The 24,929-nt window shown below is 64.3% G+C and carries 22 protein-coding genes and 1 pseudogene; 10 read left to right on the top strand and 13 right to left on the bottom strand.

The window, feature by feature from the left end:
* Window positions 1–79: 79 nt before the first annotated feature.
* Window positions 80–379: a PRC-barrel domain-containing protein gene (locus DWF00_RS28515; protein ID WP_114830909.1), complete on the top strand. Its 300-nt coding sequence runs from the start codon at window positions 80–82 to the stop codon at window positions 377–379.
* 200 nt (window positions 380–579) lie between these two features.
* Here DWF00_RS28515 and DWF00_RS29635 read toward each other — a convergent pair whose 3' ends face one another.
* The 3 genes from DWF00_RS29635 to DWF00_RS30030 all read right to left on the bottom strand — a co-directional run bounded on the left by DWF00_RS29635 (window position 580) and on the right by DWF00_RS30030 (window position 2,037).
* A complete protein-coding gene (locus DWF00_RS29635; RefSeq protein ID WP_181832781.1) occupies window positions 580–801 on the bottom strand; it encodes a hypothetical protein in 222 nt (73 codons plus the stop codon).
* 330 nt (window positions 802–1,131) lie between these two features.
* On the bottom strand, window positions 1,132–1,908 hold the full coding sequence (xth, locus tag DWF00_RS28525) for an exodeoxyribonuclease III (protein ID WP_114830907.1): 777 nt from the start codon (window positions 1,906–1,908) through the stop codon (window positions 1,132–1,134).
* A 6-nt stretch (window positions 1,909–1,914) separates the two neighbouring features.
* Window positions 1,915–2,037, bottom strand: a complete 123-nt coding sequence (locus tag DWF00_RS30030) for a hypothetical protein (RefSeq protein ID WP_281270201.1) — start codon at window positions 2,035–2,037, stop codon at window positions 1,915–1,917.
* A 160-nt stretch (window positions 2,038–2,197) separates the two neighbouring features.
* Between DWF00_RS30030 and DWF00_RS29955 the strand changes: the two are divergent.
* From DWF00_RS29955 to DWF00_RS28565, 8 genes and pseudogenes are all read left to right on the top strand, one after another.
* A pseudogene (locus DWF00_RS29955) lies at window positions 2,198–2,413 on the top strand (damage-inducible protein); the annotation flags it as partial.
* A gap of 53 nt (window positions 2,414–2,466) precedes the next feature.
* Window positions 2,467–3,036 (top strand): OB-fold nucleic acid binding domain-containing protein, encoded by a 570-nt coding sequence (locus tag DWF00_RS28535; protein ID WP_114830906.1) that lies wholly within the window; start codon window positions 2,467–2,469, stop codon window positions 3,034–3,036.
* Window positions 3,037–3,467: 431 nt separating this feature from the next.
* The gene (locus DWF00_RS28540) at window positions 3,468–4,970 is read left to right on the top strand and encodes a tyrosine-type recombinase/integrase (protein ID WP_181832772.1); all 1,503 of its coding nucleotides are present in this window, start codon (window positions 3,468–3,470) and stop codon (window positions 4,968–4,970) included.
* A gap of 752 nt (window positions 4,971–5,722) precedes the next feature.
* A complete protein-coding gene (locus DWF00_RS29640) occupies window positions 5,723–8,044 on the top strand; it encodes a VPA1269 family protein (protein WP_281270203.1) in 2,322 nt (773 codons plus the stop codon).
* Window positions 8,041–8,730, top strand: a complete 690-nt coding sequence (locus DWF00_RS29250) for a hypothetical protein (RefSeq protein ID WP_147283747.1) — start codon at window positions 8,041–8,043, stop codon at window positions 8,728–8,730. The genes DWF00_RS29640 and DWF00_RS29250 overlap by 4 nt, the downstream gene beginning before the upstream one ends.
* 524 nt (window positions 8,731–9,254) lie before the next feature.
* Window positions 9,255–10,046 (top strand): hypothetical protein, encoded by a 792-nt coding sequence (locus DWF00_RS28555; RefSeq protein WP_114830902.1) that lies wholly within the window; start codon window positions 9,255–9,257, stop codon window positions 10,044–10,046.
* A gap of 3 nt (window positions 10,047–10,049) precedes the next feature.
* Window positions 10,050–11,534 (top strand): M48 family metalloprotease, encoded by a 1,485-nt coding sequence (locus DWF00_RS28560; protein ID WP_114830901.1) that lies wholly within the window; start codon window positions 10,050–10,052, stop codon window positions 11,532–11,534.
* A 155-nt stretch (window positions 11,535–11,689) separates the two neighbouring features.
* Window positions 11,690–12,559 carry a dienelactone hydrolase family protein gene (locus DWF00_RS28565; RefSeq protein ID WP_114830900.1) on the top strand — a complete coding sequence of 290 codons (870 nt, stop codon included), beginning with the start codon at window positions 11,690–11,692 and terminating at the stop codon, window positions 12,557–12,559.
* 63 nt (window positions 12,560–12,622) lie between these two features.
* On the opposite strand, the gene DWF00_RS28570 is transcribed toward DWF00_RS28565, so the two are convergent.
* The 5 genes from DWF00_RS28570 to DWF00_RS28590 all read right to left on the bottom strand — a co-directional run bounded on the left by DWF00_RS28570 (window position 12,623) and on the right by DWF00_RS28590 (window position 19,308).
* On the bottom strand, window positions 12,623–13,228 hold the full coding sequence (locus DWF00_RS28570) for a CarD family transcriptional regulator (RefSeq protein ID WP_114830899.1): 606 nt from the start codon (window positions 13,226–13,228) through the stop codon (window positions 12,623–12,625).
* 463 nt (window positions 13,229–13,691) lie between these two features.
* Window positions 13,692–14,027 (bottom strand): ferredoxin FdxA, encoded by a 336-nt coding sequence (fdxA, locus tag DWF00_RS28575; RefSeq protein ID WP_114830898.1) that lies wholly within the window; start codon window positions 14,025–14,027, stop codon window positions 13,692–13,694.
* 175 nt (window positions 14,028–14,202) lie between these two features.
* Window positions 14,203–14,514: an RNA-binding S4 domain-containing protein gene (locus DWF00_RS28580; RefSeq protein WP_114830897.1), complete on the bottom strand. Its 312-nt coding sequence runs from the start codon at window positions 14,512–14,514 to the stop codon at window positions 14,203–14,205.
* A 15-nt stretch (window positions 14,515–14,529) separates the two neighbouring features.
* Complete coding sequence (locus DWF00_RS28585; RefSeq protein WP_114830973.1) at window positions 14,530–17,997, bottom strand: helicase-related protein; 3,468 nt, start codon at window positions 17,995–17,997, stop codon at window positions 14,530–14,532.
* A gap of 480 nt (window positions 17,998–18,477) precedes the next feature.
* On the bottom strand, window positions 18,478–19,308 hold the full coding sequence (locus DWF00_RS28590) for a DUF3108 domain-containing protein (RefSeq protein ID WP_114830896.1): 831 nt from the start codon (window positions 19,306–19,308) through the stop codon (window positions 18,478–18,480).
* Window positions 19,309–19,694: 386 nt separating this feature from the next.
* Between DWF00_RS28590 and rpmB the strand changes: the two genes are divergently transcribed.
* A complete protein-coding gene (gene rpmB, locus DWF00_RS28595) occupies window positions 19,695–19,982 on the top strand; it encodes a 50S ribosomal protein L28 (RefSeq protein WP_114830895.1) in 288 nt (95 codons plus the stop codon).
* 182 nt (window positions 19,983–20,164) lie between these two features.
* On the opposite strand, the gene DWF00_RS28600 is transcribed toward rpmB, so the two are convergent.
* The 5 genes from DWF00_RS28600 to cobS are packed head-to-tail and all read right to left on the bottom strand — an operon-like array spanning window position 20,165 to window position 24,912.
* Complete coding sequence (locus DWF00_RS28600) at window positions 20,165–21,169, bottom strand: esterase-like activity of phytase family protein (RefSeq protein WP_114830894.1); 1,005 nt, start codon at window positions 21,167–21,169, stop codon at window positions 20,165–20,167.
* Window positions 21,166–23,073 (bottom strand): cobaltochelatase subunit CobT, encoded by a 1,908-nt coding sequence (cobT, locus tag DWF00_RS28605; protein ID WP_114830893.1) that lies wholly within the window; start codon window positions 23,071–23,073, stop codon window positions 21,166–21,168. The genes DWF00_RS28600 and cobT overlap by 4 nt, the downstream gene beginning before the upstream one ends.
* Window positions 23,070–23,546, bottom strand: coding sequence for a GNAT family N-acetyltransferase (locus DWF00_RS28610; RefSeq protein ID WP_245974391.1), 477 nt, complete (start codon window positions 23,544–23,546; stop codon window positions 23,070–23,072). Before DWF00_RS28610 ends, cobT begins: the two co-directional genes overlap by 4 nt.
* A 15-nt stretch (window positions 23,547–23,561) precedes the next feature.
* Window positions 23,562–23,912, bottom strand: coding sequence for a GFA family protein (locus tag DWF00_RS28615; RefSeq protein ID WP_114830891.1), 351 nt, complete (start codon window positions 23,910–23,912; stop codon window positions 23,562–23,564).
* Window positions 23,913–23,925: 13 nt separating this feature from the next.
* Window positions 23,926–24,912: a cobaltochelatase subunit CobS gene (cobS, locus tag DWF00_RS28620; protein ID WP_114830890.1), complete on the bottom strand. Its 987-nt coding sequence runs from the start codon at window positions 24,910–24,912 to the stop codon at window positions 23,926–23,928.
* Window positions 24,913–24,929: the final 17 nt, after the last annotated feature.

Consider the following 24,929-nt stretch of genomic DNA (forward strand, 5'->3'; position numbering starts at 1 on the left):
GATCGCGAAAGCCGGCAGCGCAGCGGAACGACCGAGGCACCGCGCCCGTTCATTAGGTTTCCAACGAGGAGGAAGGCCCATGGACCATTCCCGGCATCCGCGCCTAACGACGACCGAATTGACCGCCGATGTCCTCGACGGGGCGACAATCTACGGACCCGGTGACGAGAAGATCGGCTCGGTATCTCACATCCACGGATCAGGACCGACGACCAAGGTTGTCGTGGACGTCGGCGGCTTTCTCGGTATCGGCGCCAAGCCCGTGGCGATTGCCTTGAGCGAGCTCGAGTTCATGCGTGACGAGGACGGTGATGTCCACGCCGTCACGACCTGGACCAAGGACCGGTTGAAGGAGATGCCGGAGCATATCGATCCCTAGGGCTGCTCGCGTGAGCGGCTGGCGTCCAGCCGCCCGCGCGACAGATTCACCCCAAAGTGCGCCTTAATGTACCCGGAAGTCCGCCGCACCAAAGCGCACGAAAAGCCCGGCTTCGACCGGGCTTTCATTTCCTAGAAATGACGCGGATCGATCACCTAAGAACGTGAGGTATTGCTCCAGCAGGGGCCTTTGCCCCGGAGTCAACGTGGCCCGCGAGCCAATTCCAGAGATCTTTCCACCATGCCATCGACGGTCCATCGCTCCATATCGGCGTTCGCCTCCTCATGCGACCGATAGCGATAGATGCCTTTGCGAATGACCCGTGGTGCGCGGCGCGAGTTGTCGACGCTGGCTTCGATCTCGGCCTCAGTGGGGGCCCTCATGCCAACTTCAGGAAGTCGCCGTTTTCCGATAACGCGCATCTTGGCCTCCGCAGCCATCTGAGAATGGCGTCAGGCATGGCATAGGACAAGACGAGCCGAGCCTGCTTTTCAAACACGGCTTCCAGAAGGCCTTGAGCGGGCCGTAGCGCGAGATCCCATAGGGCTCGACCGCCTGCGCGGAGGCGGCCAGGCCGGCGTCGAGGGCTCGGAATAGCTGCGAAACTGCCCGGCACAGCGGGGTGTTTCGTTCGCCTTCAAGGGAACTTTGCTCAGAAGTTTTCAGCACCCCATCCCGCGTTCGGTCGAACGCTACGGCGCCCGGGAGGCTGAAGATTGGATGAGATGATCACAGGCTGACGGTCGCGACCGTCACCGTTTCGACAGCTCGATCCAGACCGGGGCATGATCGCTGGCCTTCTCCCAGCCGCGGACATGGGTGTCGACTCCGGCGGACTTCAGTCGCCCGGCCAGTTCCGGGCTCAGCAGCAGATGGTCCAGACGAAGTCCGGCATTCCGCCCCCAGGCGTTCCTGAAGTAATCCCAGAAGGTGTAGATGCGCTCGCCGGGATGCAGTTCGCGGAGCGCATCGGTCCAGCCCCGGTCGCGGATCCGGGCGAAGGCTTCGCGAACCTCGGGGCGGAACAGGGCGTCATCCAGCCAGCGTTCTGGCTTGTAGACGTCGAGCTCGGTCGGGATAACGTTGAAGTCGCCGATTAGCGCGACGGGCACCTGGTGGGCGAGCAAGGCCTCGGCATGGACGGAAAGGCGCTCAAACCAGAGCAGCTTGTATTCGAATTTCGGCCCGGGCGCCGGGTTTCCGTTAGGCAGGTAGAGGCATCCGATCAGGATGCCCTTCACAGCCGCCTCGATGTAGCGGCTGTTCGTATCGCCCGTGTCTCCCGGAAGACCGCGGCGGGTCTCGATCGGGTCAGTGCCTCGGGCAAGGATTGCGACCCCGTTCCAGCTCTTTTGACCGTGCCAGACGGCGCCGTAGCCCGCGTCCCGGATCGCCTTCTCCGGGAACTTGTTCTGGGCCGCCTTCAGCTCCTGGAGGCAGACGACATCGGGCTTCGCCTCGGCGAGCCAACGCAGCAGCACCGAGAGCCGGCCGTTGATGCCGTTGACGTTGAAGGTCGCGATCCGCACCGGCGCTCAGCGCGTCCGTTCACCGCGGTCACCGTAGGCGCGCTTGGCGTCCGCGATGGCCTGCTGCCGGACATTCTGCACGAGCGAACGACCGAGATCGTCGGATTCCTCGAAATGTTCTTCGGACATCGATCCTTCCTTTCATCCACAGCCGATCCAACGCGTGAAACCGTTATTGGATCGGTGCCGCGCGCCCCCGGGAGCCGTTGGAACCCGCAGACGCGCTTGACTCGGACAGCGGGAATTAGAACAAAGAGAGAACTAGGCAATTTAATGCGGGTCATCACCATTGCGGTCCCAGCCCGCTCTTCAGTCGTTGCGCGACCGGATCGAGCGAATCGAGGGTCGCGGCGCACGCGAGCGAACGGTGCTTCCGTTTGGGATCGCGACGGTCGACACGCGCCTCCCGGGGGGCGGACTCGCGCTCGGTGCTCTGCATGAGGTCGCTAGTGGCGGCAGCGGCGCGATCGACGGAGCTGCCGCCGCACTCTTCAGCGCCGGGGTCGAGCCGGGGAATTCATCGCCGAGCTCGACGAGCCGCCTGCCCTGCTGCGCCCGATGACAGGGGGCGGCGAAGTCGTTGAGGACTATCGTCACGTCTCCTTGTCGTTGCGTGACCATCCGGTCTCGTTCCTGCGGGCGGATCTGACGCGGCGTCGGATCGTCACCTGTCTGGAGGCGATGGAGGCGCGTGACGGGCGCTGGCTCGAGGCCGCCGGAATTGTGTTGGTGCGTCAGCGGCCGGGCAGCGCCAAGGGGGTCATGTTCATCACCATCGAGGACGAGACCGGCATCGCCAATCTTGTCGTATGGACGAAGGTGTTCGAGGCCCATCGACGGACGATCCTGTCGGCCGGGATGGTCGCGGTTCGTGGGAGGATCCAGCGCGAGGGCGAGGTCGTGCATCTAGTCGCGCAGCGGATGACCGATCTGTCGGCGGAGCTGGCGAGCGTCGGGGAGAGGGATACGGCTTTTCCCTTGCCGCACGGACGCGGCGACGAGTTCCATCATGGTTCTCCGACGCCCGATCCACGCGGCCTCCTGCCAAAAGGTCTCAGGACACGGGACATCTACATTCCCGACCTCCACATCGACACCATCAAGGTCAGGACGCGGGATTTTCGCTGACCTCGGTCGGGTAAATGTGATCGATCGAGGGCGGTCGAAAAGCCGCCTCTCGGTCTCGGCACCCCGCCTTATTGGCAAGCGTCGGCCCGGCTCCAGAAAGCGCACAACTTCGGGGGCAAGCAATTTCCGTTCCGGGAGACCGTCGCCTCGACGTTTTGGGAAATCGTTGCCCCGTCGCCGTAGGAAAACGGCGGAGCGCAGAAACAATAGAATGGCGATACGGGGGAACGGCGGAAATACAATTACGTATTAATTGAGAGAACACATCGATCAATGCAAACGCTACAACGCATAGGCGGGGATGCACTTAATATTTAGCGGACGATCTCGATTATTTTAACGATCCGTTAAGAATTATCATTGGATCTTACAGCCAACATCCACAAGGATCGAGCCTTGGCACGACAATGAGATTGAGAAGCATGCCCTCAATGACTAGGTCGCTCCATCACACGATCGTGGTGCAGCGAACGGATGACGGCATCGCGATCCCGGTTCTTTACATTTCGGAACCAACGAGCGACGGCGTTGAGCAACTCCGTGTAGTGCCCGGCCTCATCGAGTATTTAACGGCGCACCGCGCACGCTCGATGACATGGATGAAGCTCCGGGCACGCAGTCTTGGCCTGATCCACGACTACCTCCGGCAGCGGAGGCAGGACTTCGAGCGAGCCGCGAACGCCACGCCCATCGCAATCCATCGCTACGCCCTAGTCGAGTTTACGAACTACATTCGCCTCGGGACGGTTCAAAATGGTGAGGATCCGACCGGGCTGCACTGGCAACCATGCGCGTCACCCGATCAAGTCACACTGCTCGTCCAAGCGCTGGACGACTACATTAAGTGGCAACATCAAAATGGGTTCGGAACCAAGCTCCCCGCTGGTTATGAAACCTGGGATGGAACGGGTGAAAGCCCATTCTCGGCCGCAGAAACGGTGCGTAGGCTTTATGCCGCGAAATATGCATGGGAGTTCAGCCTACTCGCGCATGTCAAGCGGACCAAGGGCTCGGCACCGAGCGTTCCCTTTATAGGGCAAATCGAAAGATTGGCTCGGCCCGCGCCCGTCAAGTCCGCAAAACGCTTTCCGGACCGCTACGTAATACCATTCTTGTCCGAGCCGTTCTTCAAAGATTCTGGCGCAGTAGACGCTCTTCAAAGGCAGGACGTTGTCGGACGGCTTATGAGCATTCTCCTAGCTGGCACTGGAAAGCGTCAATGTGAGCCGCTTCATTTCTGGGTCAATGACATCCAGATCGTCGATGGCAAGCCACGCGTATTCCTTCATCATCCGGCCTTCTCACGCGTAGAGACCCCGGACGGCGGGAGCGTCACGCGCGAGACATACCTGAAAGAGCGCTGTGGCCTGAAGCCAAGATATCTTGAAAGCACAAAATATAAAGCGGGGTGGAAGAACATTAAATTGTCGGAAGGCACATGCGATCGTCTGCACTGGCTACCAATAGAAGACATATCCCAGATGTTCACGGATCTATACTGGGAGTATACGTCGAATATCCGCCCGGCCCTCATGAGACAGCGAACCGGCCGGGGAGAGGATGATCACCCCTTTTTCTTCGTCTCCGCTGGGGGCGCTCGGCACAACGACGACTACGAAGCAGCCGGCGATCCCTACACGACCTCTGCGTTCAGAAATTCCTGGGAGCGAGCGTTCAATCGCTTCTCAAAGCGCAGGCCGGAAGCAGGCCTGGTGTTATCAAAGAAAGCGGGGACGACACCTCACGGGTTGCGCCACTTGTACGGTGCAACACTTGCGAAAATGGGCTTGCCCGGGCCCTTCATCCAAGCCGCCATGCATCACACAAGTCCGCACAGCCACAAGATTTACACAGAGGCCACCGATGTAGAAATCAACGATTGGCTCAAAAATGGGCAGGCAAATTGGCCCCGCAGCGAATGGGAGAATCGCTAATGTCCTCGAGTGATGGCCGCTGCGTTGATCGAATTAACTCGACGGAGCATAATATTTACCACCTAAGCGAGGTGGCTAAACTGGCCATCGCTGGACTCATCGATGAGATTACGAACCTTGATAGCACGACGCGAATAATGCTCGCAAAGCCCGGAGCCGAAGCTCGCCACGGGGCTGCATTAAGACGCCAGAACCAAATCCTCGTCACGCTTATTAGGGAGCGTGAGGAGGGAAATCTGATATTGAGCCCCCGCCTATTCTCTAACGAGGGACACAGATTTTCCCGTCGTAACTGCGAGTTTATCATTAAATCCACCGCCTTGGGACGAAGCTTGGACGCATTACTAGAGAACAACGGTTTCTACAATTTTATTGATGAGCAGAAGTCATCCGATACCCGGACTAAATACATTACGATCTGTAAGATGCTTGTTACAAGCATTGTTATGTGCTCGTCTGGAATCAATGACGCCGCTGATATATCGTGCGATGAGTTTATCCAATGGTTGAGCTTCTTTCGAAATATTAACCTGAGCCGCTGGCGTTCTGATCTTTGGCCAAAAGGGTCGGGATTCGGATTTCGATGCCTAAAAGAACTAGCACTCGCATGGTCTAGGATACCTGGCCACTCTAAGGCAGCAAGCCTGTCAACTCAGGCAAGATCAGACTCGCAAAACTATCGAAACATGAAATATTTGCGGGAAAACGCCCCATCTCATCTTGTAGCTTGGATTACCCTATACGACCGATGGATGCACGGGATCCCATCCTTGGCCGCATCATACGACCAGACATTCAAGTACATCTGCCGCTGGTTGGATTCAATCCATAAGTTTCGCGACGTCTCTGACCCCGTAGAATTCCTTTCGATCCCAAATGACAGGGCGTCGTTCCTTGAGTTCCTGAAGACACTTCCACCGTCCAATAGGAACAAGACGCCAGGGGACAACATACCGGGGGCGTGGATAGGCCATATCTCGCGGGCGATATTATTTTCGGATTTTATCGAATTGAATGCCGCCCCCACCGTAAGGTTATGGCCCCTTGTTGAGCAACGTGACCTCGCTGCCGCGCAAGGGCAGTCGTCGTCGCTTGGGTCAGGGCTGGAAGTTTCCGCACGGCCACTGCCGTCATACTTGTACGATCTTGTCAAATCTATACTGCTGGAGGGAGAGAATGGATGGCCTGGATCTTTGACCGCGTGCCAAAGTGTTGTCATTGGCCCGTCCAATAAGGCCGAATCGATCTATTGTCCGGTACTTCCGACTTTATACCTGATGTTATTTGATTTGCCGCTGCGAGTTGGGCAGGCAAAGAGAATGGATAGCGGCGAGGGCGATACAAATTGTTTCGATCCTATTTCGCTACAGTGGACTCCCAATACAGGTATTAATGCAGGCTATTGGGGGATCCAAGGGCGATCAGACGGTGGATTCGCTAGATCAACTGGAACTGAAAGACCCATTACTGGGTTCTTTGTTAATACTAATAAGACAGGCAGGCCCTATACGATTCCGTGGGAGAATCTTGATCAGCATCGGAGTTTGTATTCTTTACGCAAATGGCAGGAGGAATATAATTCTATATCTATACCACTCACGCCAAAGCAGTACATTGATCGGATAACGGACACGGACGACGACAATAAGCTTTCAAGGCTTCCACATATATTTCCGCTTTTCAGACTCCCCGGAGCAAATAAGGAAGGAGTCAGAGGGGCAATCCCGTCGGCGACCAAAACCACTGACTTTTGGCAATTGTTGATGGGGGAGACGGAGCTCCGATGGAATGCGTTGCATCCGGAGCATCAGATCAAAATTGTCGATTGGAACGTCACAAGTGGCCGCCCCCAGTCGGCCCGATACACTCCTCATGGCCTACGAACAGCCGGAATTACTAGGCTCCTTGAACAAGGCGTGCCATTCGAAGTCGTGAGCAAGCTCATCGCTGGTCACATGAGCTGGATCATGACTGCACGGTATTTCAATCCTGATCCGTTCAAGATCCATCAAATGATCGAAGAGGCATCTCGATCTGCAAATGCAGAGCGCGTTCAGCGACGCTTTCACGAGTTACGCACATTGGGCCGTGACGAATTAGCAAAGCGTACGACTTCGCTAGCTCCTGACGCCATAGAAGCCGCAGTTGCGATGGATGCAACCGACCGCGCACTGTGGAACAATATTGGATATGGATTTTGTCCCTGGGACGGATCGCGCTGCCATGATGGTGGCGATTGTCTGCGAAAAAATACAGTCCGCGGTAAGCGGAAAAATGTGTACGCTCCTGTTCCAGGAGGTAATTATAACTGCATCATGTGCAGACACTTCGTAACTGGGCCCGATTGGATCGATGAACTTGAATTATACGGAACGCTACTTACTCGTAGAATGACAAATAAATCGGATGAGATAAAGAACAACGACACAATACTTGAGAAACACAACATTTCACTTAGAATAGAACGAGATGATCTGGTCAGGACCGAAATCGAACGTGAGATAAAAGCATGCTCGAATCGTCAGTTTAAGCTCAATTCTGAGGCCGAACTGCTCGGAAACGCAGTAATGAATGCCCACAAACTTCTTGAGGGTTCCAAGATCCTTAAGGATCTTCGCGTAAACGAGGCTGATCCAGGGAATGCGCTGATCGTGAGAGACAGGGATTCAATCGTTGAGTTCGTGGCGATAAGTGGATTCGAACAGGCAGCCCTTGTCTTTGGAACAGCGGAAATCCATCACTGGATGCAAGACGACGAAGCGACAGCTACATTCGAGCGGAGCATAGATTGGATACTTCATAATAGTGGATTGGCACCAATCGCCTTTTCGACTGGGAATATAAAATTCCGTAAGGCCGCTTACCGGGCCGTCGGCGGATATATTCTTTCAAATTGTAGCCGAGGCGAGATTGTGGCGCTTGAGGACCGAAAGCTACGTCTTCAGGATCTTCCCGAATATGGGCGGGTAGAGGAGATGATTAGGAAGGCTCTCAGCGGCGCTGCTCTTGCCATCGGCGACCACCCCGGACCGATACCTAACGGCATTCTGACCGCCGCGGAAGCAGAATCATGAAAGTGCGTGGGCGAGAAAAGGACATCGTAGCGCGTGCAGAAGCGGCTTCGGAGCAGTTGCTTGAACTTGAGCCTCCCGGAAAGTCGCAGCGCAAAGCGAATGCAGAACGAATTGTCGCGCTCTGCCGCGAGTTCGTTCAGCAGCGGCCGTCCCGCCAGCCAACTTCCGCCGCTCTAGCGGAGCTTGGGCGTATCCGCTACGGACGCTTCCCGGCGGAGCAGACGATGCTAAATTATTACCGCCAGTTCCTTGCCATTTGGAGGAAGGCCCATCTCGAGCTGGTGAGTGCGCAGGCTCCCAGGCCGCGTTCCGACGGTTCGATTCTCGACCCCGATTCGCTACGACGCCTTGATGCGGGCACCAAGGCTCAAATCGACCAATTGCAGATAATTCTCAGGGAACAGAAGCGGGAGAATGATCGACTTCGAACCATCATAGGGAAAACCGTGCCTGCCCCAGTCCCGGGCAAGGCGGTGATCGAAACGCCCCCCGCGCAAGCCAAGCTCATTCATCGCTGGCTGCTTGATCTCGAGAAACCAAATCACCTCCTGAGCGTCGACGAAGCAGGTGTTCGCGTTACGCGTCTCGGAAGTCCAGGCCGTATAATTATGGACGTGAATGTCCTTGATGCCGTCGTCGAGCTCTCCGGACACGAGCGACTTGGCAGAGATCGCAACGTGCGATGAAAAGGAATGGCGTCCGCGGAGGGATTCGAACCCCCGACCTAAGGTTTCGTACCACTTCGGCTTTCGCCGCCGCCTTGGCGTTCGTGGTCTGGACTGTCCCTTCGCCGTAGGCCAAGACCCTTAGGCGCTGCCCATCCAGTCTCTACACCTTCCCCTTGCGGGGCTTGGCTCGGGATTGGCATGCAGCGAATGCTGCGAAGCGTTCCCCGACTTTGAGCAGATCGATTGCGCCGTTTCCGCGCGCAACCCCCAATTTAATAGGAAACCTTTGCTCTATCCTGCTGAGCTACGCGGACTTTTCGCCTTCCGAAGCCCGACATAGAGGCCCAGTCGGCAATTGGCAATGCCAATGTGCGCTCCGAGCTGCGATCGGCTGATACCGGTAAGGCTACCGTCATTGGGAAAGCACGAAAGTCCCGACTACGTCGGGATAAACGCAGCCTCTGGTAGGCTGGTAGGGGCCAAAAACTGCTCTATCCTGCTGAGCTACCGGGACGCACGCAAAACCGTGTAGCATAAAGCGCATGCGGGTGAAGCCTCTTGTTGCGGGTCTTGCCAGCCTGGTCGCCGTCTGCAGCGGCGCGCGGGCGGACGGATCGTGCCCGGGGCTCGCGCTCGAAACGCCCACCGTTCAGCTCGCCGGCATCGACGACCATGGCGACCCCGTCCTTGCCGATGGCAGGCGCCTTCGCCTCTTCGGCCTCGCGCCGCGCCAGACCGAGAGCGAGATCGACCGCTTCGCCACCGAGCTGCTGCAATGGCGCGACCAGGATCTCAGGCTCGTCGCGCTGGCGGGGCCCGACCGCTGGGGCCGGCTGCCGGCCAGGCTCCTCGTCGAGCTCGGCCCCGAGGACGAGCCGCTCGACCTTGCCGCCGTGCTGCTCAACGCCAAGGCGGCCTGGCGCCTGCCCGACGCCGCCAACGCCCCCTGCGACGCGGCGCTGAAGGCGGCGGAGGCTGCGCTCGCCAGACCGTCACGCCAGGAGAAATCGGCCCGACAGGAGAAATCGGCCGGGGTCGTCGATGGCCATGATGTCGCCGCTTTGAAACTGCAGGCGGGCCGGATCGTGGTGCTGGAGGGGCGGGTCGCGTCGGTTGGCGAGCGGCCGCAGCGCTCCTATCTCAACTTTGCGCGCCGGCGCGGAGCCGGCGCCTCGATTGTCGTATCGCGGAGGCTCTGGCGCGAGATGCAGGATGCCGGCTGGACCGCAGCCGCCTTGACCGGTAAACGCGTCCGGGCGCGCGGCGTGCTGGGCGGACCCGATGGGCTCGCGCTCGAACTCCCCTCGCGCACGGCACTGGAGCTGATCGACTAGGGCATGGCGGCAATCTGGCGACAGGGTTTTCCGATCCCGGCGAAGCGGCTGGCCGCGGCGCTGCTGCCGGCCGTGCTGCTCGCCGGCTGCCTCGGCGAGCAGAGCGCGCTGCTGCCGCCGCAGCGCCCGTCCGACGGCGAGCTTGCCCCACGCATCGGCAGCGCGATCCAGCGCGCCTCCGACAGCGAGCACCAGCGGCTGCTCTCGGCCTTCGGCGGCGAGTACCGCGCGCCCCAGGTCCGCGCAGTGCTCGACGACATCGTCGCGCGCCTGGCCAAGGCCGGCGAGGGCCAGATCGGCACCTACGAGATCACCATCCTGAACTCGCCGATCGTCAACGCCTTCGCCCTGCCGACCGGTCGGCTCTACGTCACGCGCGGACTGTTGGCGCTCGCCAACGACACCTCCGAGATCGCCTCGGTGATGGCGCATGAGATCGCCCATGTCACCGCCCACCACGCCGTCGAGCGGGCCGAGGCCGAGGCTGAATCGGCCGTGGTCAGCCAGGTCGTCTCGCAGGTGCTGAACGATCCGGTCGCCGGCGCCGCCGTGCAGGCCGGCTCCAAGCTCTCGCTCGCCCGCTTCTCGCGCCAGCAGGAGCTGGCGGCCGACCAGATCAGCGTGCGCAACATCTCCCGCGCCGGCTACGACCCTTATGGCGCCGGCCGCTTCCTGGCGGCGCTCGGCCGCAACACCAGCTTCCGCAACGCCGCCCAGGGCCAGAGCGGCAACGACAAGAAGCTCGACATCCTCTCCAGCCACCCCTCGACGCCCGAACGCGTCGCGGCGGTGACCTCGGCCGCCCGCCAGATCGGCGCGCCCGGCATCGGCGAGCGCGAGGCCTCGCGCTGGCTCTCGGCCATCGACGGCATCGCCTATGGCGACGACCCGAGCGACGGCGTCGTGCGCGGCAAGCGCTACCTCAACAGCGCCCTGCGCATCTCGTTTGCCGCGCCCGATGGCTTCGACCTCGAATCGGCGCGCGACATGGTGATCGGCGTCAGCAGCAACAACGCCCAGGCCCTGCGCTTCGATTCCGTCACGCTCAAGCCCGGCCAGACGCTCGAATCCTATGTCGCCTCCGGCTGGATCGACGGCGTCACCACCGGCCCGGTCGAGACGCTCGAGGTCGGCGGCCAGCCGGCGGTGCTCGCCAGCGGCAAGGGCACCGACTGGACCTTCCGCCTCGCCGCGATCCAGGCCGGCTCGCGGGTCTACCGCTTCATCCTCGCGGCGCGCGGCGCGGCCGATCCCGAGCGGCCGATGCGCGCCGTGCTCGACAGCTTCCGCACCCTGACCGCGGCTGAGGCGCAGGCGACGCGGCCGCTGCAGCTGCGCCTCGTCGCCGCCGACGGCGACAACCTCGCCTCGCTCGCCGGGCGCATGGCCGTGCAGGACCGCCCGGTGGAGCTCTTCCTGCTGCTCAACGGCCTCGAGCGGGGCAGCAAGCTGACGCCGGGCCAGCGCTACAAGATCGTCACGGAGTAGCGGGCCTCAGAGGCCGCTTGAGAATTCGCTGGCGTCAGCCGGCCGCGCCAATAGAATTATCAAACGAGCTCTCACGGCTTCCTGACTCCCCTTTGGCTGATGGCTGCGCTTTACTGCCGGCGCCGGCGCTCGCCGGCCCTCGCAGGGAGATTGCCATGGCCCTCGATCGCCGCATCGTCGAACTCTACGACGAATACACCCATAGGCCGCTCGACCGCCGCGTCTTCATGAACCGCCTGCTCGCGATCGCCGGCACGGCCACGGCGGCGGAAGCCGCGCTCGCCCTGCTCGAACCGAACTACGCCCACGCCCAGCAAGTCGCGGCGGACGATGCCAGGCTGAGCGCGAGCCGTCTCGACGAGATCGTCGGCGGAGTCAGGCTGAAGGGCTATCTGGTGGTGCCCAAGACTGCGGCCAGGCGCGGCGGCGTGCTGGTGATCCATGAGAATCGCGGGCTCAACCCGCATATCGAAGATCTGACGCGCCGGATGGCGCTCGCCGGCTTCACCGCGCTCGGGCTCGACTTCCTGACGCCGCTCGGCGGCACCCCGGCCGATCCCGACGCCGCCCGCGCGCTCTTCCCGCAACTCCCGGCGGAGCAGGTCGTGGCGCAGGGTCGCGCCGCGCTGGCCTTCCTCGCGGCCCGGCCCGACGCGACCGGCAAGACCGGCGCGATCGGCTTCTGCTGGGGCGGCGGCGCGGTCAACGACCTCGCGGTCTCAGCGCCCGAGCTGGCGGCCGGCGTCGTCTTCTACGGCCGCTCGCCCGATCTTGCCCTGGTGCCGCAGATCAAGGCGCGGCTGCTGATCCAGCACGCCGCGCGCGACACGCGCCTCGTTCAGCAGGTGCCGGATTACGAGAAGGCGCTGAAGGCCGCCGGCATCCGCCACGAGATCATCATCTACCCGGATGTCGACCACGCCTTCCTGAACGACACCAGCGCCGAGCGCTACAACGCCGCCGCGGCCAAGCAGGCCTGGGAACGCTCGCTCGCCTGCCTCGCCGCGGAGACAGGCGCGGTCTGAGCGGTCAACAAAAAACCCGGCGGTCGCCCGCCGGGTTCTCGACTTCGCAATGTGGAGGAGGCCTCAGGCCGCCTCTTCCTGCATATCGTCGTTGTCGCTTTCGAGATCGGCATCCGCCTCGGCCTCGGCTTCCGAGCCCTTGGCGGCGCGGCGCGGCGACTTGGCGAGCTGGCCTTCGATCTTCTTCAGGGCTTCCGTCTCGGTGACGTCGTCGACGACCGCGATCTCGCGGGTCATGCGGTCGACAGCCGCCTCGTAGAGCTGGCGCTCGGAATAGGACTGCTCCGGCTGCGCCTCGGACCGATAGAGATCGCGGACCACCTCGGCGATGGCGACGAGATCGCCCGAGTTGATCTTCGCCTCGTATTCCTGGGCGCGGCGCGACCACATCGTGCGCTTGATCCGGGCGCGGCCGGTCAGCGTGGTCAGGGCCTTGGTGACCTGCTCGGCATCGGCGAGCTTGCGCAGGCCGACGCTGGCGGCCTTGGCGGTCGGCACGCGCAGGGTCATCTTGTCCTTGGCGAAGCTGACGACGAAGAGCTCGAGTTTGAAGCCAGCGACTTCCTGCTCTTCGATGGCCGTGATCTGGCCAACGCCATGGGACGGGTAGACGACGAACTCGCCCGTCTTGAACCCAAGGCGCACAACAGCTTTCTTCACAGTGGACATGCCGTTACGACTCCTGATTGGCCCGCTTGGCGCGAGCCCGCAATTGTCAGCCCCCGGCCGGATGACCGAAGACACTCTGCCTGATGCGATACGGACCTGACCCTTCGGTCTCGATCCCGGCGCCTCACGCTCCCTCAGCCGACAGCTTCTTGCTAACCACCCGACACAGAAAACACCTCGCACCGGCGTTCGGCCGGTCGCTCATGATCCGTATCGAAGGGGGCGCCCCGTTATGAAAAACCTCGCAGGGGCAAGCGGAATGAAATTCGACTGTGTTGTTCTTCTAACACAAAAAACACGCCGAATCAAAGGTAAACGCGGCATTACACCAGGGCTGCTTGCCGCAGGGCCGGTTTGGTTAACGCGCTAACCGCATGCCGATGCGGCAGATTTGCCGGGTCGGAGGCTGCATTTCGACCTCTCTGACGCCGGGTAACATCAGGCCGTCGCGGCGACGGAAGGCTCAGTCGCCCTCGCCCGGTTCCGGCGACAGCATGTCGAGCTTGCCGGCGACGCCGTCGAACGCCTTCGCGTCGGCCGGAGCCTCTTTCTTCTGGGTGATGTTGGGCCAGCTCGACGCGAACTTGGCATTGAGCTGCAACCAGCTCTCGAGGCCCGGCTCGGTGTCGGGCTTGATCGCCTCGGCCGGGCATTCCGGCTCGCAGACGCCGCAATCGATGCACTCGTCGGGATGGATGACGAGCATGTTCTCGCCTTCGTAGAAGCAGTCGACCGGACAGACCTCGACACAGTCCATGTACTTGCACTTGATGCAGTTTTCGGTGACCACATAGGTCATGTCGCCAGTCCTTCCAGGTCGGCTCCATCGGTCATGAGGACCGCGAAGCCGGGTGTTTCAAGGCCGATACCAGGGCCGCCACAGGAAGAAAAATCTCTTCCCTTATTTAGAATAAGAAAATCCTTTTACGCGCCGAAACCCTGCTTGCCACAGCGCTTCCAGCGAGTTCCGCGCTCTATCCGGTCGGCTCGTCATCCGCAAGCGGCGCATCGCCGCGCGCGCCCTCGTCGAGGCGCTCGTAGAGCAGCCGCGCCTCCTCATAGGGGCCGCGCCGCTCGCCCAGCGCCACGAGCCGCACCACCACCGTCGCATGCGGCAGGGCGAGCGTCAGCACGTCGCCGAGCTTCAGGCCATGGGCGGCATTCTCGACCCGCCGCCCGGCGACACGGACATGGCCGTCATCGACCAGACGCACAGCAGCGGAGCGCGTCTTCGCGAAGCGCGCGAACCAGAGCCATTTGTCGAGGCGCTGACGATCGTCCCGCAAAAGCCGCCTCTCAGATCAACGCTTGCCTTCGAGCTGCGCTTTCAACGCCGCGAGCTTGGCGAAAGGTGAATCCGGATCGGGCTCGCGCTCGGCCGGGCGCGGCTTGGCCGGCTGCTGGAAGCGCTCGCCGCGCTCCTCGCGGCGCGGTCCCCGCTGGCCGTCGCGGTCGCGCTTGAAGTCCGGGCGCGGCCCGCGGTTCTGCTGGTCGGGGCGGCCATTGCGCTGCGGCCGGTCTTGCTGCGGCCGATCCTGCCGCGGCTGGTCCTGCCGAGGTGGCCGCTCCTGCTGCGCTGGCCGCTCCTGGGCGGCAACGGCGGGCTGCACCTCTCCTGGCACGGCTGCGGGCCGATCGCGCCGGCGCTCGTCGGGACGCGGGCCACGGTTCGGACGGTCGCCGCGCTCACCGCGGTTGAAGCCCGGCTGACGCTCGCCAGGCGGGCCGTCGCGCCGGCCACGATTGGCCTGGTCGGGCCTGCGCCCGCCGCCCTGGTGGCGATGCGGCCGCCAGATCTCGATCTGCTCCGGCTCGGCCGGGGCAGCAGCCTCCTCCGCAGCGGTGACAGCCTCGGCCTCGGCCACCGGCTGGGCCTCGTCGGCGACGGCCTCCGCCGTAGCGGCAGGAGCCTCGTCCGCGACGGGTGGCAGCGCCTCCACAGCCACCTCGGCAGCGGCTTCGCCCTCGGCCGGCGGCAAGGCCGACATCATGTCGGCCGGCACCGGCTGCGGAATCTGAACCAGTTCGGCTTCGGTCAGGATCGGCACGTCGGCCGTCTCCGGCGCAGCCGCATCGGCAAGCACTGGCGCGGCATCCTCCGCGGTAGCCGGCACCTCGGCCTCGGCAGCGACGCTCTCGCCGGCGGCTTCAGCGGCTTCCGCAGCAGCGGCGGCTTCAGGCGCTTGCGCCTCGTCGGCAGCAGCCTCGGCACTCGCCGGAGCCTCGCCATCGGAAGCCGGCGCAGCAGCCTCGACAACCTTCACCGGCTCGGTCGCGGCCGGAGGCGGTGCCAGCGCCACGGTGATCGCCGGGCCCGCACGCTTGACCGAGACATAGCCGAGCGAACGCAGGATCGAGGCGAAATCCTCGCCGGCGCAGCCGACGAGCGAGGTCATCGCGCCGGTGACGACGAAGCCGTCCTGATCGGCCGTGCCGGCCGGCGGCTGGCCCTGGGTGACGCCGGGACGATAGGCGATGGCCGGGCGGATCAGGTCCGCGAGCCGCTCCAGGATGTCGACGCGCACGGCGCGCTCACCGCAGACGCGGTAGCCGGCGGCGCGGTAGAGCCCCTTGGGAACCGCCTTGTCGACGCCGAAGGAGGTGCGGCCGGAGGCGGCGAGATGGGCGATGTCGTCGAGCCCGGCCTGATCGGGCCCGCCATGCTTCAGCGTCCAGAGCTGGGCCGCGAGCGCGCGCGGCGCCGGCTTCAGCAGGGCGGGAACGTAGAGGTGGAAGGCGCCGAAGCGGACGCCGAGCTGGCGCAAGGCGGCACGCCCCTCCTGGTCGAGCGCCTTCATCTCCTCGCCGACCTTGGCGCGTTCGAGCACGCCGAGCGCCTCGGCCGCCTGATAGGCGATGCCCCGCGCGATGCCGGTCAGGCTCTCGGCATTCTCGAGCAGTTGCAGCGGCCCGAGCAGGCGGGTGATGTGATTCTTCAGCCAGAGCGTCAGGCGGGCCTCGACCTGCTCGCGCGCCGGCCCGGTCAGGTGCTCCTCGACCAGCAGGCGCAGGCGCGGCTCCAGCGCCTTCTCGCCCGCGGTCAGGCGCGCCACCGGCTCGCCGATCCAGCGGATCAACCCGTCATGCGACAGCACGAAGGCGTCGTCGCCGGCGAGCACGACGCGCGCGGCGCGCGCCTCGATCTCGCTGGCGAGCGCCTTCAGCGCAGCCATGTTCAAGGCCTTCGCCTCGGGCCCGCCGGCTTTCGGGTCCGCCGTGAAGCGAAACCCCTGCAGCATCCCGACATGCTGTCCCTCGACGAGCACATCGCCCGTCGTGGTGACCTCAGCCTCCAACATCGCATTCTCCCGCAAACGACGCATCAACACGCTCGTGCGCCGATCAACGAAACGGCTGGCGAGCCTCTCGTGCAAAGCGTCCGACAGCTTGTCCTCTACAAGACGCGCCACCCCCTGCCAATGCTCTGGATCAGGTAACCAGTCGGGACGGTTCGCCACGAAGGTCCAGGTCCGCACCTGCGCGATGCGCGCCGAGAGCGTATCGATCTCGCCATCGGTGCGATCCAGCGCGTTGAGCTGGGTGCTGTACCAGTCCGGATCGAGCCGGCCGCGGCGCATCAGGCTCAGGTAAAGCGTCGTCGCGAGCTCGGCATGCTGCATCGGCGCGATCTTGCGATAATCCGGCAGGCCGCAGACCTCCCAGAGCCGCTCGACCGCCGGGCGGCCATGCGCCAGCGCCTTGATCTCCGGGTCGCGCGCCAGAATCTCCAGCGTCGTCATGTCCTCGGCGATCAGCGCCCGCGTCAGCCCGGCCTCGGAGGGCAGCAGGTTCAGCGTATCGAGCAGCCCCTCGACCGAGCGCTGGTCGAGATCGGAATTGCGCCATTGCAGCTGGCGGATCGGCTCGAAGCGATGGTCCTCGATGCGCTCGACCAGCTCCTGATCGAACGGCTCACAGCGCCCGGTCGTGCCGAAGGTGCCGTCGCGGACATGCCGGCCGGCGCGCCCGGCGATCTGGCCGAACTCGGCCGGGTGCAGCTTGCGGAAATGGTGGCCGTCATACTTGCTGTCGGCGGCGAAGGCGATGTGGTCGACGTCGAGGTTGAGCCCCATGCCGATCGCGTCGGTGGCGACGAGGTAGTCGACGTCGCCGGACTGGTAGATCTCGACCTGCGCATTTCGCGTGCGCGGGCTGAGCGCGCCAAGCACCACCGCCGCCCCGCCCTTCTGCCGGCGGATCAGCTCGGCGATGGCGTAGACCTCCTCGACCGAGAAGGCGACGATGGCGGTGCGCCGCGGCAGCCGCGTGATCTTGCGGTCGCCGGCGAAGGTGAGCTGCGACAGGCGCGGGCGCGTCACCACGTTGACGCCGGGAATGAGCTGCTCGATCACCGGCTTCATCGTGCCGGCGCCGATCAGCATGGTCTCGGCCCGGCCGCGCCGGTTGAGCAGGCGGTCGGTGAAGACATGGCCGCGGTCGAGATCGGAGGCGAGCTGGATCTCGTCAATCGCGACGAAGTCGACCTCCAGGTCGCGCGGCATCGCCTCAACCGTGCAGACCCAGAAGCGCGGCCGCTCCGGCTTGATCTTCTCCTCGCCGGTGACGAGCGCGACCGCGTCGGCCCCGACCTTCTCGACGACGCGGCCATAGACCTCGCGCGCCAGCAGGCGCAGCGGCAGGCCGATCATGCCCGTCGGATGCGCGATCATGCGCTCGATCGCCAGATGCGTCTTGCCGGTATTGGTGGGGCCTAGGACCGCCACGACGCCGCGCGAACGCACCGAGGGCGGGAGGGAACGGGATGAAATCAAGTCGCGACCGATCGTGACATTCCTGCCGCTGCCGGACACCTGACGGCATCCGCCATGACGCAAGGAGAGTTTTGAACTAAGCGGCGGAACGAGTCCTGAACGAAGCAAGCCCGAATCGCTGACTCCGGCAGAATCGGGATTCGTTCACGGCGAGATGTCGCGGCATCGGCCGCGAACACCACCATATCTGGAATCGGGACACCGGCATGATTCCGCCTTTGTTCGCGAAGGCGCTGGCAGCGCAGGGCTGCCGCTCCGCGTCCTATCTAAGCATGTCCTGCGACGAAACGAGAGGGGGCAGCGTCATCCCGTGCGCGCCGCGGCGCGCAGTGCCGCTGCGCAGACACGGGACCGTCCTCAGGAAAGGTCGCCTTATCCGGAACGGCTCAGGGTAGAGCGCCTTCTCGTCATGCGATCCCGCATCTGCGCCCGGCACTTCGCGCCGCAGCGCGTGCGGGATGACGCCCAGTGCGGCCCCTACCGCTTGGCGCTCGCCGTCGTGCCGGGATCGACCTTGAAGCTCGACGCCTCGATCACCGCCGTGCCGATCATCGTCTTCACCGAGATGCGCACCGGCACCATCATGTTGGTGCCCGCGACCGGCGCGAGCCAGGCGCTGATGTCCTTGTTCTCGCGCATGAACTTGGTGCTTGGGCGCAGTTCCCGATGCCCGGCGATCGGCACGTAGCGCGCCTGGCAGACCGCGACCGGGCCGCTATAGCCTTCGAGCTGGACCTGCTTCGAGCCGGCATAGCTCAGCTTGATGTCGTAGCGCGCCGCGCCGTCGAAGATCGGCAGCGTCCGGTTGCAGGCCGCAGCCCCGGTGCCGCCCTTGCCGTCGCCCGGCATCAGGAAGGCGCTGATCGGATCGACGATGTTGCGCTTGTGGCTGTCGTTGAGCGGCACGCGGTCGGGCTTGGCGTCGATCGGCGGCTCGACATCGACGGCCTGCACGGCATTGCCGTCAAGCGCCATGCGCACGGTGCGGCTCTCGCTGGAGCTTGCCGAGGTCACCGCGAAGGTCGAGGGCGAGAGCCGGCTGCCGTTGAGGTTGCCGGTGGCGGCGCCCGAGCCGCGCCCGCCGGTGAAGCCGCCGACGAGGCCGGTCAGCTTGGCGACCATGTCGATCTTGTAGCTGCCCGAATCGATGCCGCCCACGAGGTTGGCGGTGCCGAGCGTCATGCCGAGCAGCGAGATCTCGTATTTCGCGTCGAGCGAGGCGGCGGAGGCAGGGGCGGCGAAACCTGCGGCGAGAACGAGCGCGGCGAGGCCAAGTCCGGCCAGGGACGGCACGATGGCGGGCTTCATCCGGCTCCTCCAGGCTGCGGGTTCAAAACGCGATAGCGAGAACTAAGCACCGATCTTCGGGCGCATCATGCTCAAGATTTCGTTAACAGACGGCTTCCGGGGCGAAATCGGGCGGCGATCTCCATCCCTGCGCCACGGCCACGGCATGCACTGCGAATCGGTCTGAATCGTGGCCTCATTTGCTGCCATTGGCGAGAGGCCATCGTATCGAGGCGGCCCGTGACGCCGCAGCGACAGGTTCGTCACGCACCGGTGACGCTTGTCCTTGACGCGGCAGTCCCCCTTGGCTATAGACCCGCGACTTCAATTTGACTTCCGGTGCTCGTGTCCGGCACGTCGCGTGTCGGCATTTTTGTTTGAGCGAACCGGATAAAGGGAATGATATCATGGCTCGCCGTTGCGAACTGACCGGGAAGGCCACCCTCACCGGCCACCTCGTCAGCCACTCGAACCGTAAGACGAAGACCGTCTTCCGGCCGAACCTCGTCAATGTCACGCTGCAGTCCGACGCGCTCGGCCGCTCGGTCCGCCTGCGCGTCTCGGCCAATGCGCTGCGCACGGTCGACCATCGCGGCGGCCTCGACGCCTTCCTGGTCAAGGCTCCGGCCGGCGACCTCTCGGTCGGCGCCCTCGCCCTGAAGCGCGACATCGAGAAGAAGCTCGCCGCCAACTGAGCGCGGGTTTCCAGATCGATTGAACGAAGCGGCCGCGAGGCCGCTTTTTTCGTTTGGACCAACCCCTCTCCCGTCATGGTCGCCCTTGTGGCGACCATCCACGTCTTTGCCTGCGGTGAACGTTCAAGACGTGGGTACTCGGCACAAGGCCGAGCATGACGTCGAGGGTCAGACCTCAGACCTCAGGCCAGCTCAAATTCCAGCAGCAGCGTCCGCTGCAAAAACGAGAAATTATCGTCCGAGACCAGGGTCAGGATCGTCCTGCCCTGGGCTTGATGGACGCTGAGCCCCTCCATGTTGTCGATCTCCTGGCCGAGATCGGCCTCGATCAGATAGGGGCCGTCGAGCAGCGCGCCTGGCTTCACGCTCGCGCCCGGCACCCGCCTGATCCGCATGCCGACGCCGCTGAGCGGCTTGTACCAGCGCTCCAGCAGCAGGAGGTCGCCGCCGGGCAGGAAGGCGAGGTCGGTGATGTCGAACCCGTCATGGCGGCGGACCTGGAACAGGCCCGGCTGGCGCCCACCGATGATGAAGCCGGCGGTCGGCTCGTCCTCCTTGCCGGAGCGCTCGGCGATGGCGATCAGCGCGCCGGCCAGCGGATGGCCCGCAGGCGCGATGCCGAGCGCCTCCAGCCCGCGGTTGTTCGGCAGGCGCTTGACCTCGCGCGGCACGGACAGGATCCGCGCCCGCGCCTCGACGCCCTCCTTGCCCCAGTCGAAGCGCAGGATGTCGTGGGTGCGCTCGACACCGATATAGGCGATGCCGTCGCCGATGCTCAGGCTCTCGGTGTCGTAGTAGCGCGAGCGGTGCAGCGGCCGGCCGGAGACGCCGAGGATCGGCGCCAGCTCCGCCTGCTCCAGCCCGGCAAGGCGGCCATCGCGGCTCGCGACCTTGGCGGTCAGCCAGAAGCCGTTATCGGTGACGGCGACGAGGTCGGCGCCATCGCGCGAGCGCCATAGCCCGGACAGGCCGCCGAAGCGCGGATGGCTGCCGGAAAGCGCCAGGCCACCGCGAAACACGAGCTGTCCGAAGCGGCTCTTGCCCGGACTGCGCGGCTCGAAATGCTCGATCGGCCGGGCCGAGACCGCAATCGGAATGCGCCCCGGCTCGACGCTCTGCGCCAGCGCCGGCGCGCCGGCAGCAGCCGCACCGAGGCCGGCGAGCAGGCCGCGCCGGGTCAGCCTCATTGCAGGCGGCGCGACCTACGCGATCCCGAGCCCTTGCCAGAGCCGCCGGCATCCTCCTCGAACAGCTCGGCGAGCTTCTCGGTCATCACGCCGCCGAGCTCCTCGGCATCGACGATGGTGACGGCGCGGCGATAGTAGCGCGTCACGTCATGGCCGATGCCGATGGCGATCAGCTCGACCGGCGAGCGCGTCTCGATCTCGGCGATGATATGGCGCAGGTGCCGCTCGAGATAATTGCCGGCATTGACCGAGAGGGTTGAGTCGTCGACCGGCGCGCCATCCGAGATCACCATCAGGATCTTGCGCTGCTCCGGCCGCGCCAGCAGGCGCTTATGCGCCCAGTCCAGCGCCTCGCCGTCGATATTCTCCTTGAGCAGCCCCTCGCGCATCATCAGCCCGAGATTTTTCCGCGCCCGCCGCCACGGCGCATCAGCCGCCTTGTAGATGATGTGGCGGAGATCATTGAGCCGGCCCGGATTGGCCGGCTTGCCCGATTGCAGCCAGGATTCGCGGGCGAGACCGCCCTTCCAGGCCCGCGTCGTGAAGCCGAGCAGCTCGACCTTGACGCCGCAGCGCTCCAGCGTCCGGGCCAGGATGTCGGCGCAGGTCGCCGCGACCGTGATCGGCCGTCCGCGCATCGAGCCGGAATTGTCGATCAGCAGCGTCACCACCGTGTCGCGGAAATTCGTGTCCGATTCCTGCCGGAACGAGAGCGGTTGGAACGGGTCGATGATGATGCGCGGCAGGCGCGAGGGGTCGAGCGCGCCCTCCTCCAGGTCGAACTGCCAGGAGCGGTTCTGCTGCGCCATCAGCCGGCGCTGGAGGCGGTTGGCGAGCCTGGCCACCACGCCCTGCAAATGCGCGAGCTGCTTGTCGAGATAGGCGCGCAAGCGGGTCAGTTCCTCGGGATCGCACAGCTCCTCGGCCGTGACGATCTCGTCGAACTTCACCGTATAGGCCTTGTAGTCGGTCAGCGGCCGGTCGTTATGGCGGCTCTCGCGCGGACGCGGTGCCTCGCCGGCCTCCTCGGATTCGGAATTCTCGTCCTCGTCGTCCCAGTCGCCCGCCGGCGCGTCGGCCGCCTCGGAGGCGCCCTCCTGCAAATCCTCGGTCGCGTCGTCGCTGACCTCGACCTCGGAGCGCTCGCCGCCGCTGTCCTGCTCGGCGTCGCCGTCTTCCTGCTGCTGGTCGTCGGAGGACTGGTCCTGGCTGTCCTCGTCTTCTTCCTCGTCCTGGCCCTGGGTGCTCTGCTCGGCCATGTCGAGCGAGACCAGCATGTCGCGCACGGTGCGGGCGAAGGCGCGCTGGTCCTCGACCGCCCCAGTGAGCCGATCGAGATCGGGCCCGGCCTTGCTCTCGATCACCTCGCGCCAGAGGTCGACCAGCTTGGTCGCGGCCTGCGGTGGCTTCAGGCCGGTCAGGCGCTCGCGCACCATCAGCGCCAGGGCGTCTTCCAGCGGCGCGTCGGCGCGGTCGGTGATCTCCTCGTAGCGGCCGCCGCGATGGTAGCGGTCCTCCAGCATGGCGCTGATATTGCCGGCCATGCCGCTCATCCGGCGCGAGCCGACGCATTCGACGCGCGACTGCTCGACCGCGTCGAAAACCGCGCGGGCGGCGTCGCCCTCGGGCGCGGCGCGGCGGTGGATGGTGGCGTCGTGGCAGGCGAGCCGCAGCGCCATCGAATCGGAATGGCCGCGCAGAATCGCGACATCCTGCAGCGTCAGCTTGCGCGGCGGCTCGGGTAGGCGCGCACGCTCGCCGACGAGCGAGGGCTTGTCCGCCGCGAAGACGATTTCCATTTCGGGCCGGCGCGCGATCGCCTTCATCGCGCTCGAGATCGCGCGCTTCAGCGGCTCGGCCGGCGCTTCCTTGGGTTGCCCAGGCTTGCGATTGGAGATGCTCATAGCGCCTTCGTCAGCCAGAAACGCGAATGCCCGACAGGGAAATTCTCGAGTTCGCCAAAAATACGATAGCCGCGCTTCTCGTAGAAGCCCGGCGCCTGGAAGCTGAACGTGTCGACATAGGCGTGGGTCGCACCGACCGCCCGCGCCTCGTCCTCCAGCTTGCCGATCAGCTCCGTGCCGCGATCCCCGCCGCGAAACGCCTCGTCGATCCAGAAGAGCTGGATGAACAGCCAGCCGCACCAGACCTGCCCGACCACCCCGCCGACGATGTCGTCGCCCTCGCGCAGCGTGACCGCGACCTCCTTGAAGATGACCTTGCCGAGCTTGTCGCGGTTATAGCCGCGCAGGCCCTTCATGATCGCCCGCCTCGCTGGGCCGACGACGCGCTCCACTCCGACCGAAGCCGGCCCACCAGCCACCCGCGCGGCGGATGCCGTCTCGGGCTTGGCAAGTTTGCGGCTGGCACTCGGCAAGATGCGCTCCCGGCCCTAGCGCGAGCGCCCGTCGAACAGCGTCGGCTCCAGCTCCGCCGGCTCGACGCCGCTCAGGCAGCGCACGTTGACCGCGACCGTCGGCGTCCCGTCCGGCATCGAGCCGCGCGCAAAGGATTCGATGCCGCAGGTCGCGCAGAACAGGTGCTGGATCTTCTGCGTGTTGAAGCGGTACTCGGTCAGCGCGTCCTCGCCCTTGTCGAGGGTGAAGGACGTCGCCGGCGCGAAGGTCAGGATCGAGCCGCGGCGCTGGCAATAGGAGCAGTTGCAGGTGATCGTATGGTCGAGGCTGGCCTCGACCGTGTAGGCGACCCGCCCGCAGTGACAGCCGCCCTCGAAGCGTGCCATGGCTCGCCCCGCCTCAGCTCAGCACGACGTTGACGGCGCTCTCCGGCAATTCCTTGCCGAAGGAGCGCTGGAAGAACTCCGCGACCAGCGCCCGCTCCATCTCGTCGCACTTGTTCAGGAAGGTGACGCGGAAGGCGAAGCCGACATCGCCGAAGATCGCCGCGTTCTCGGCCCAGGTGATGACCGTGCGCGGGCTCATCACGGTCGAGAGGTCGCCGTTCATGAAGGCGTTGCGGGTCAGGTCGGCGACGCGGACCATCTTGTTGACGGTATCCTTGCCCTCCGGCGAGGTCTGGTAGTGCTTCGACTTGGCGAGCACGATCGCGACCTCGTTGTCATGCGGCAGGTAGTTCAGCGTCGTGACGATCGACCAGCGGTCCATCTGGCCCTGGTTGATCTGCTGCGTGCCGTGATAGAGGCCCGACGTGTCGCCGAGGCCGACCGTGTTCGCCGTGGCGAACAGGCGGAAGGCGGGGTGAGGCCGGATGACGCGCTTCTGGTCGAGCAGCGTCAGCTTGCCCGACTGCTCGAGCACGCGCTGGATCACGAACATCACGTCCGGGCGGCCGGCATCGTACTCGTCGAAGACCAGCGCGATGTTGTTCTGCAGGGCCCAGGGCAGGATGCCGTCCTGGAACTCGGTGATCTGCTTGCCTTCCTTGAGCACGATCGCGTCCTTGCCGACGAGGTCGAGGCGCGAGACGTGGCTGTCGAGGTTGACGCGGACGCAGGGCCAGTTCAGGCGGGCGGCGACCTGCTCGATATGGGTCGACTTGCCGGTGCCGTGATAGCCGGAGATCATGACGCGGCGGTTATGCGCGAAGCCGGCGAGGATCGCGATCGTGGTGTCACGATCGAAGCGATAATCGACATCGAGATCGGGCACATGCGCTTCGGGCTGGGAATAGGCCGGCACTTCGAGGTCGGAATCGATCCCGAAGGTCTGGCGCACCGACAGCTTCATGTCGGGAAGGCCCGGGGCAGTCGTCGTCGTCATCATCTTGTCTCCGGGCGCGG

Source organism: Allobosea caraganae (genome assembly GCF_003351345.1).
Lineage (GTDB): Bacteria > Pseudomonadota > Alphaproteobacteria > Rhizobiales > Beijerinckiaceae > Allobosea > Allobosea caraganae.

Coding starts and splice junctions, on each gene's coding strand:
- DWF00_RS28515 (WP_114830909.1), top strand. CDS start 80: ATGGACCATTCCCGGCATCCGCGCCTAACGACGACCGAATTGACCGCC.
- DWF00_RS29635 (WP_181832781.1), bottom strand. CDS start 801: ATGCGCGTTATCGGAAAACGGCGACTTCCTGAAGTTGGCATGAGGGCC.
- DWF00_RS30030 (WP_281270201.1), bottom strand. CDS start 2,037: ATGTCCGAAGAACATTTCGAGGAATCCGACGATCTCGGTCGTTCGCTC.
- DWF00_RS28535 (WP_114830906.1), top strand. CDS start 2,467: ATGACAGGGGGCGGCGAAGTCGTTGAGGACTATCGTCACGTCTCCTTG.
- DWF00_RS28540 (WP_181832772.1), top strand. CDS start 3,468: ATGACTAGGTCGCTCCATCACACGATCGTGGTGCAGCGAACGGATGAC.
- DWF00_RS29640 (WP_281270203.1), top strand. CDS start 5,723: ATGCACGGGATCCCATCCTTGGCCGCATCATACGACCAGACATTCAAG.
- DWF00_RS29250 (WP_147283747.1), top strand. CDS start 8,041: ATGAAAGTGCGTGGGCGAGAAAAGGACATCGTAGCGCGTGCAGAAGCG.
- DWF00_RS28555 (WP_114830902.1), top strand. CDS start 9,255: ATGCGGGTGAAGCCTCTTGTTGCGGGTCTTGCCAGCCTGGTCGCCGTC.
- DWF00_RS28560 (WP_114830901.1), top strand. CDS start 10,050: ATGGCGGCAATCTGGCGACAGGGTTTTCCGATCCCGGCGAAGCGGCTG.
- DWF00_RS28565 (WP_114830900.1), top strand. CDS start 11,690: ATGGCCCTCGATCGCCGCATCGTCGAACTCTACGACGAATACACCCAT.
- DWF00_RS28570 (WP_114830899.1), bottom strand. CDS start 13,228: ATGTCCACTGTGAAGAAAGCTGTTGTGCGCCTTGGGTTCAAGACGGGC.
- fdxA (WP_114830898.1), bottom strand. CDS start 14,027: ATGACCTATGTGGTCACCGAAAACTGCATCAAGTGCAAGTACATGGAC.
- DWF00_RS28590 (WP_114830896.1), bottom strand. CDS start 19,308: ATGAAGCCCGCCATCGTGCCGTCCCTGGCCGGACTTGGCCTCGCCGCG.
- rpmB (WP_114830895.1), top strand. CDS start 19,695: ATGGCTCGCCGTTGCGAACTGACCGGGAAGGCCACCCTCACCGGCCAC.
- DWF00_RS28600 (WP_114830894.1), bottom strand. CDS start 21,169: ATGAGGCTGACCCGGCGCGGCCTGCTCGCCGGCCTCGGTGCGGCTGCT.
- cobT (WP_114830893.1), bottom strand. CDS start 23,073: ATGAGCATCTCCAATCGCAAGCCTGGGCAACCCAAGGAAGCGCCGGCC.
- DWF00_RS28615 (WP_114830891.1), bottom strand. CDS start 23,912: ATGGCACGCTTCGAGGGCGGCTGTCACTGCGGGCGGGTCGCCTACACG.
- cobS (WP_114830890.1), bottom strand. CDS start 24,912: ATGATGACGACGACGACTGCCCCGGGCCTTCCCGACATGAAGCTGTCG.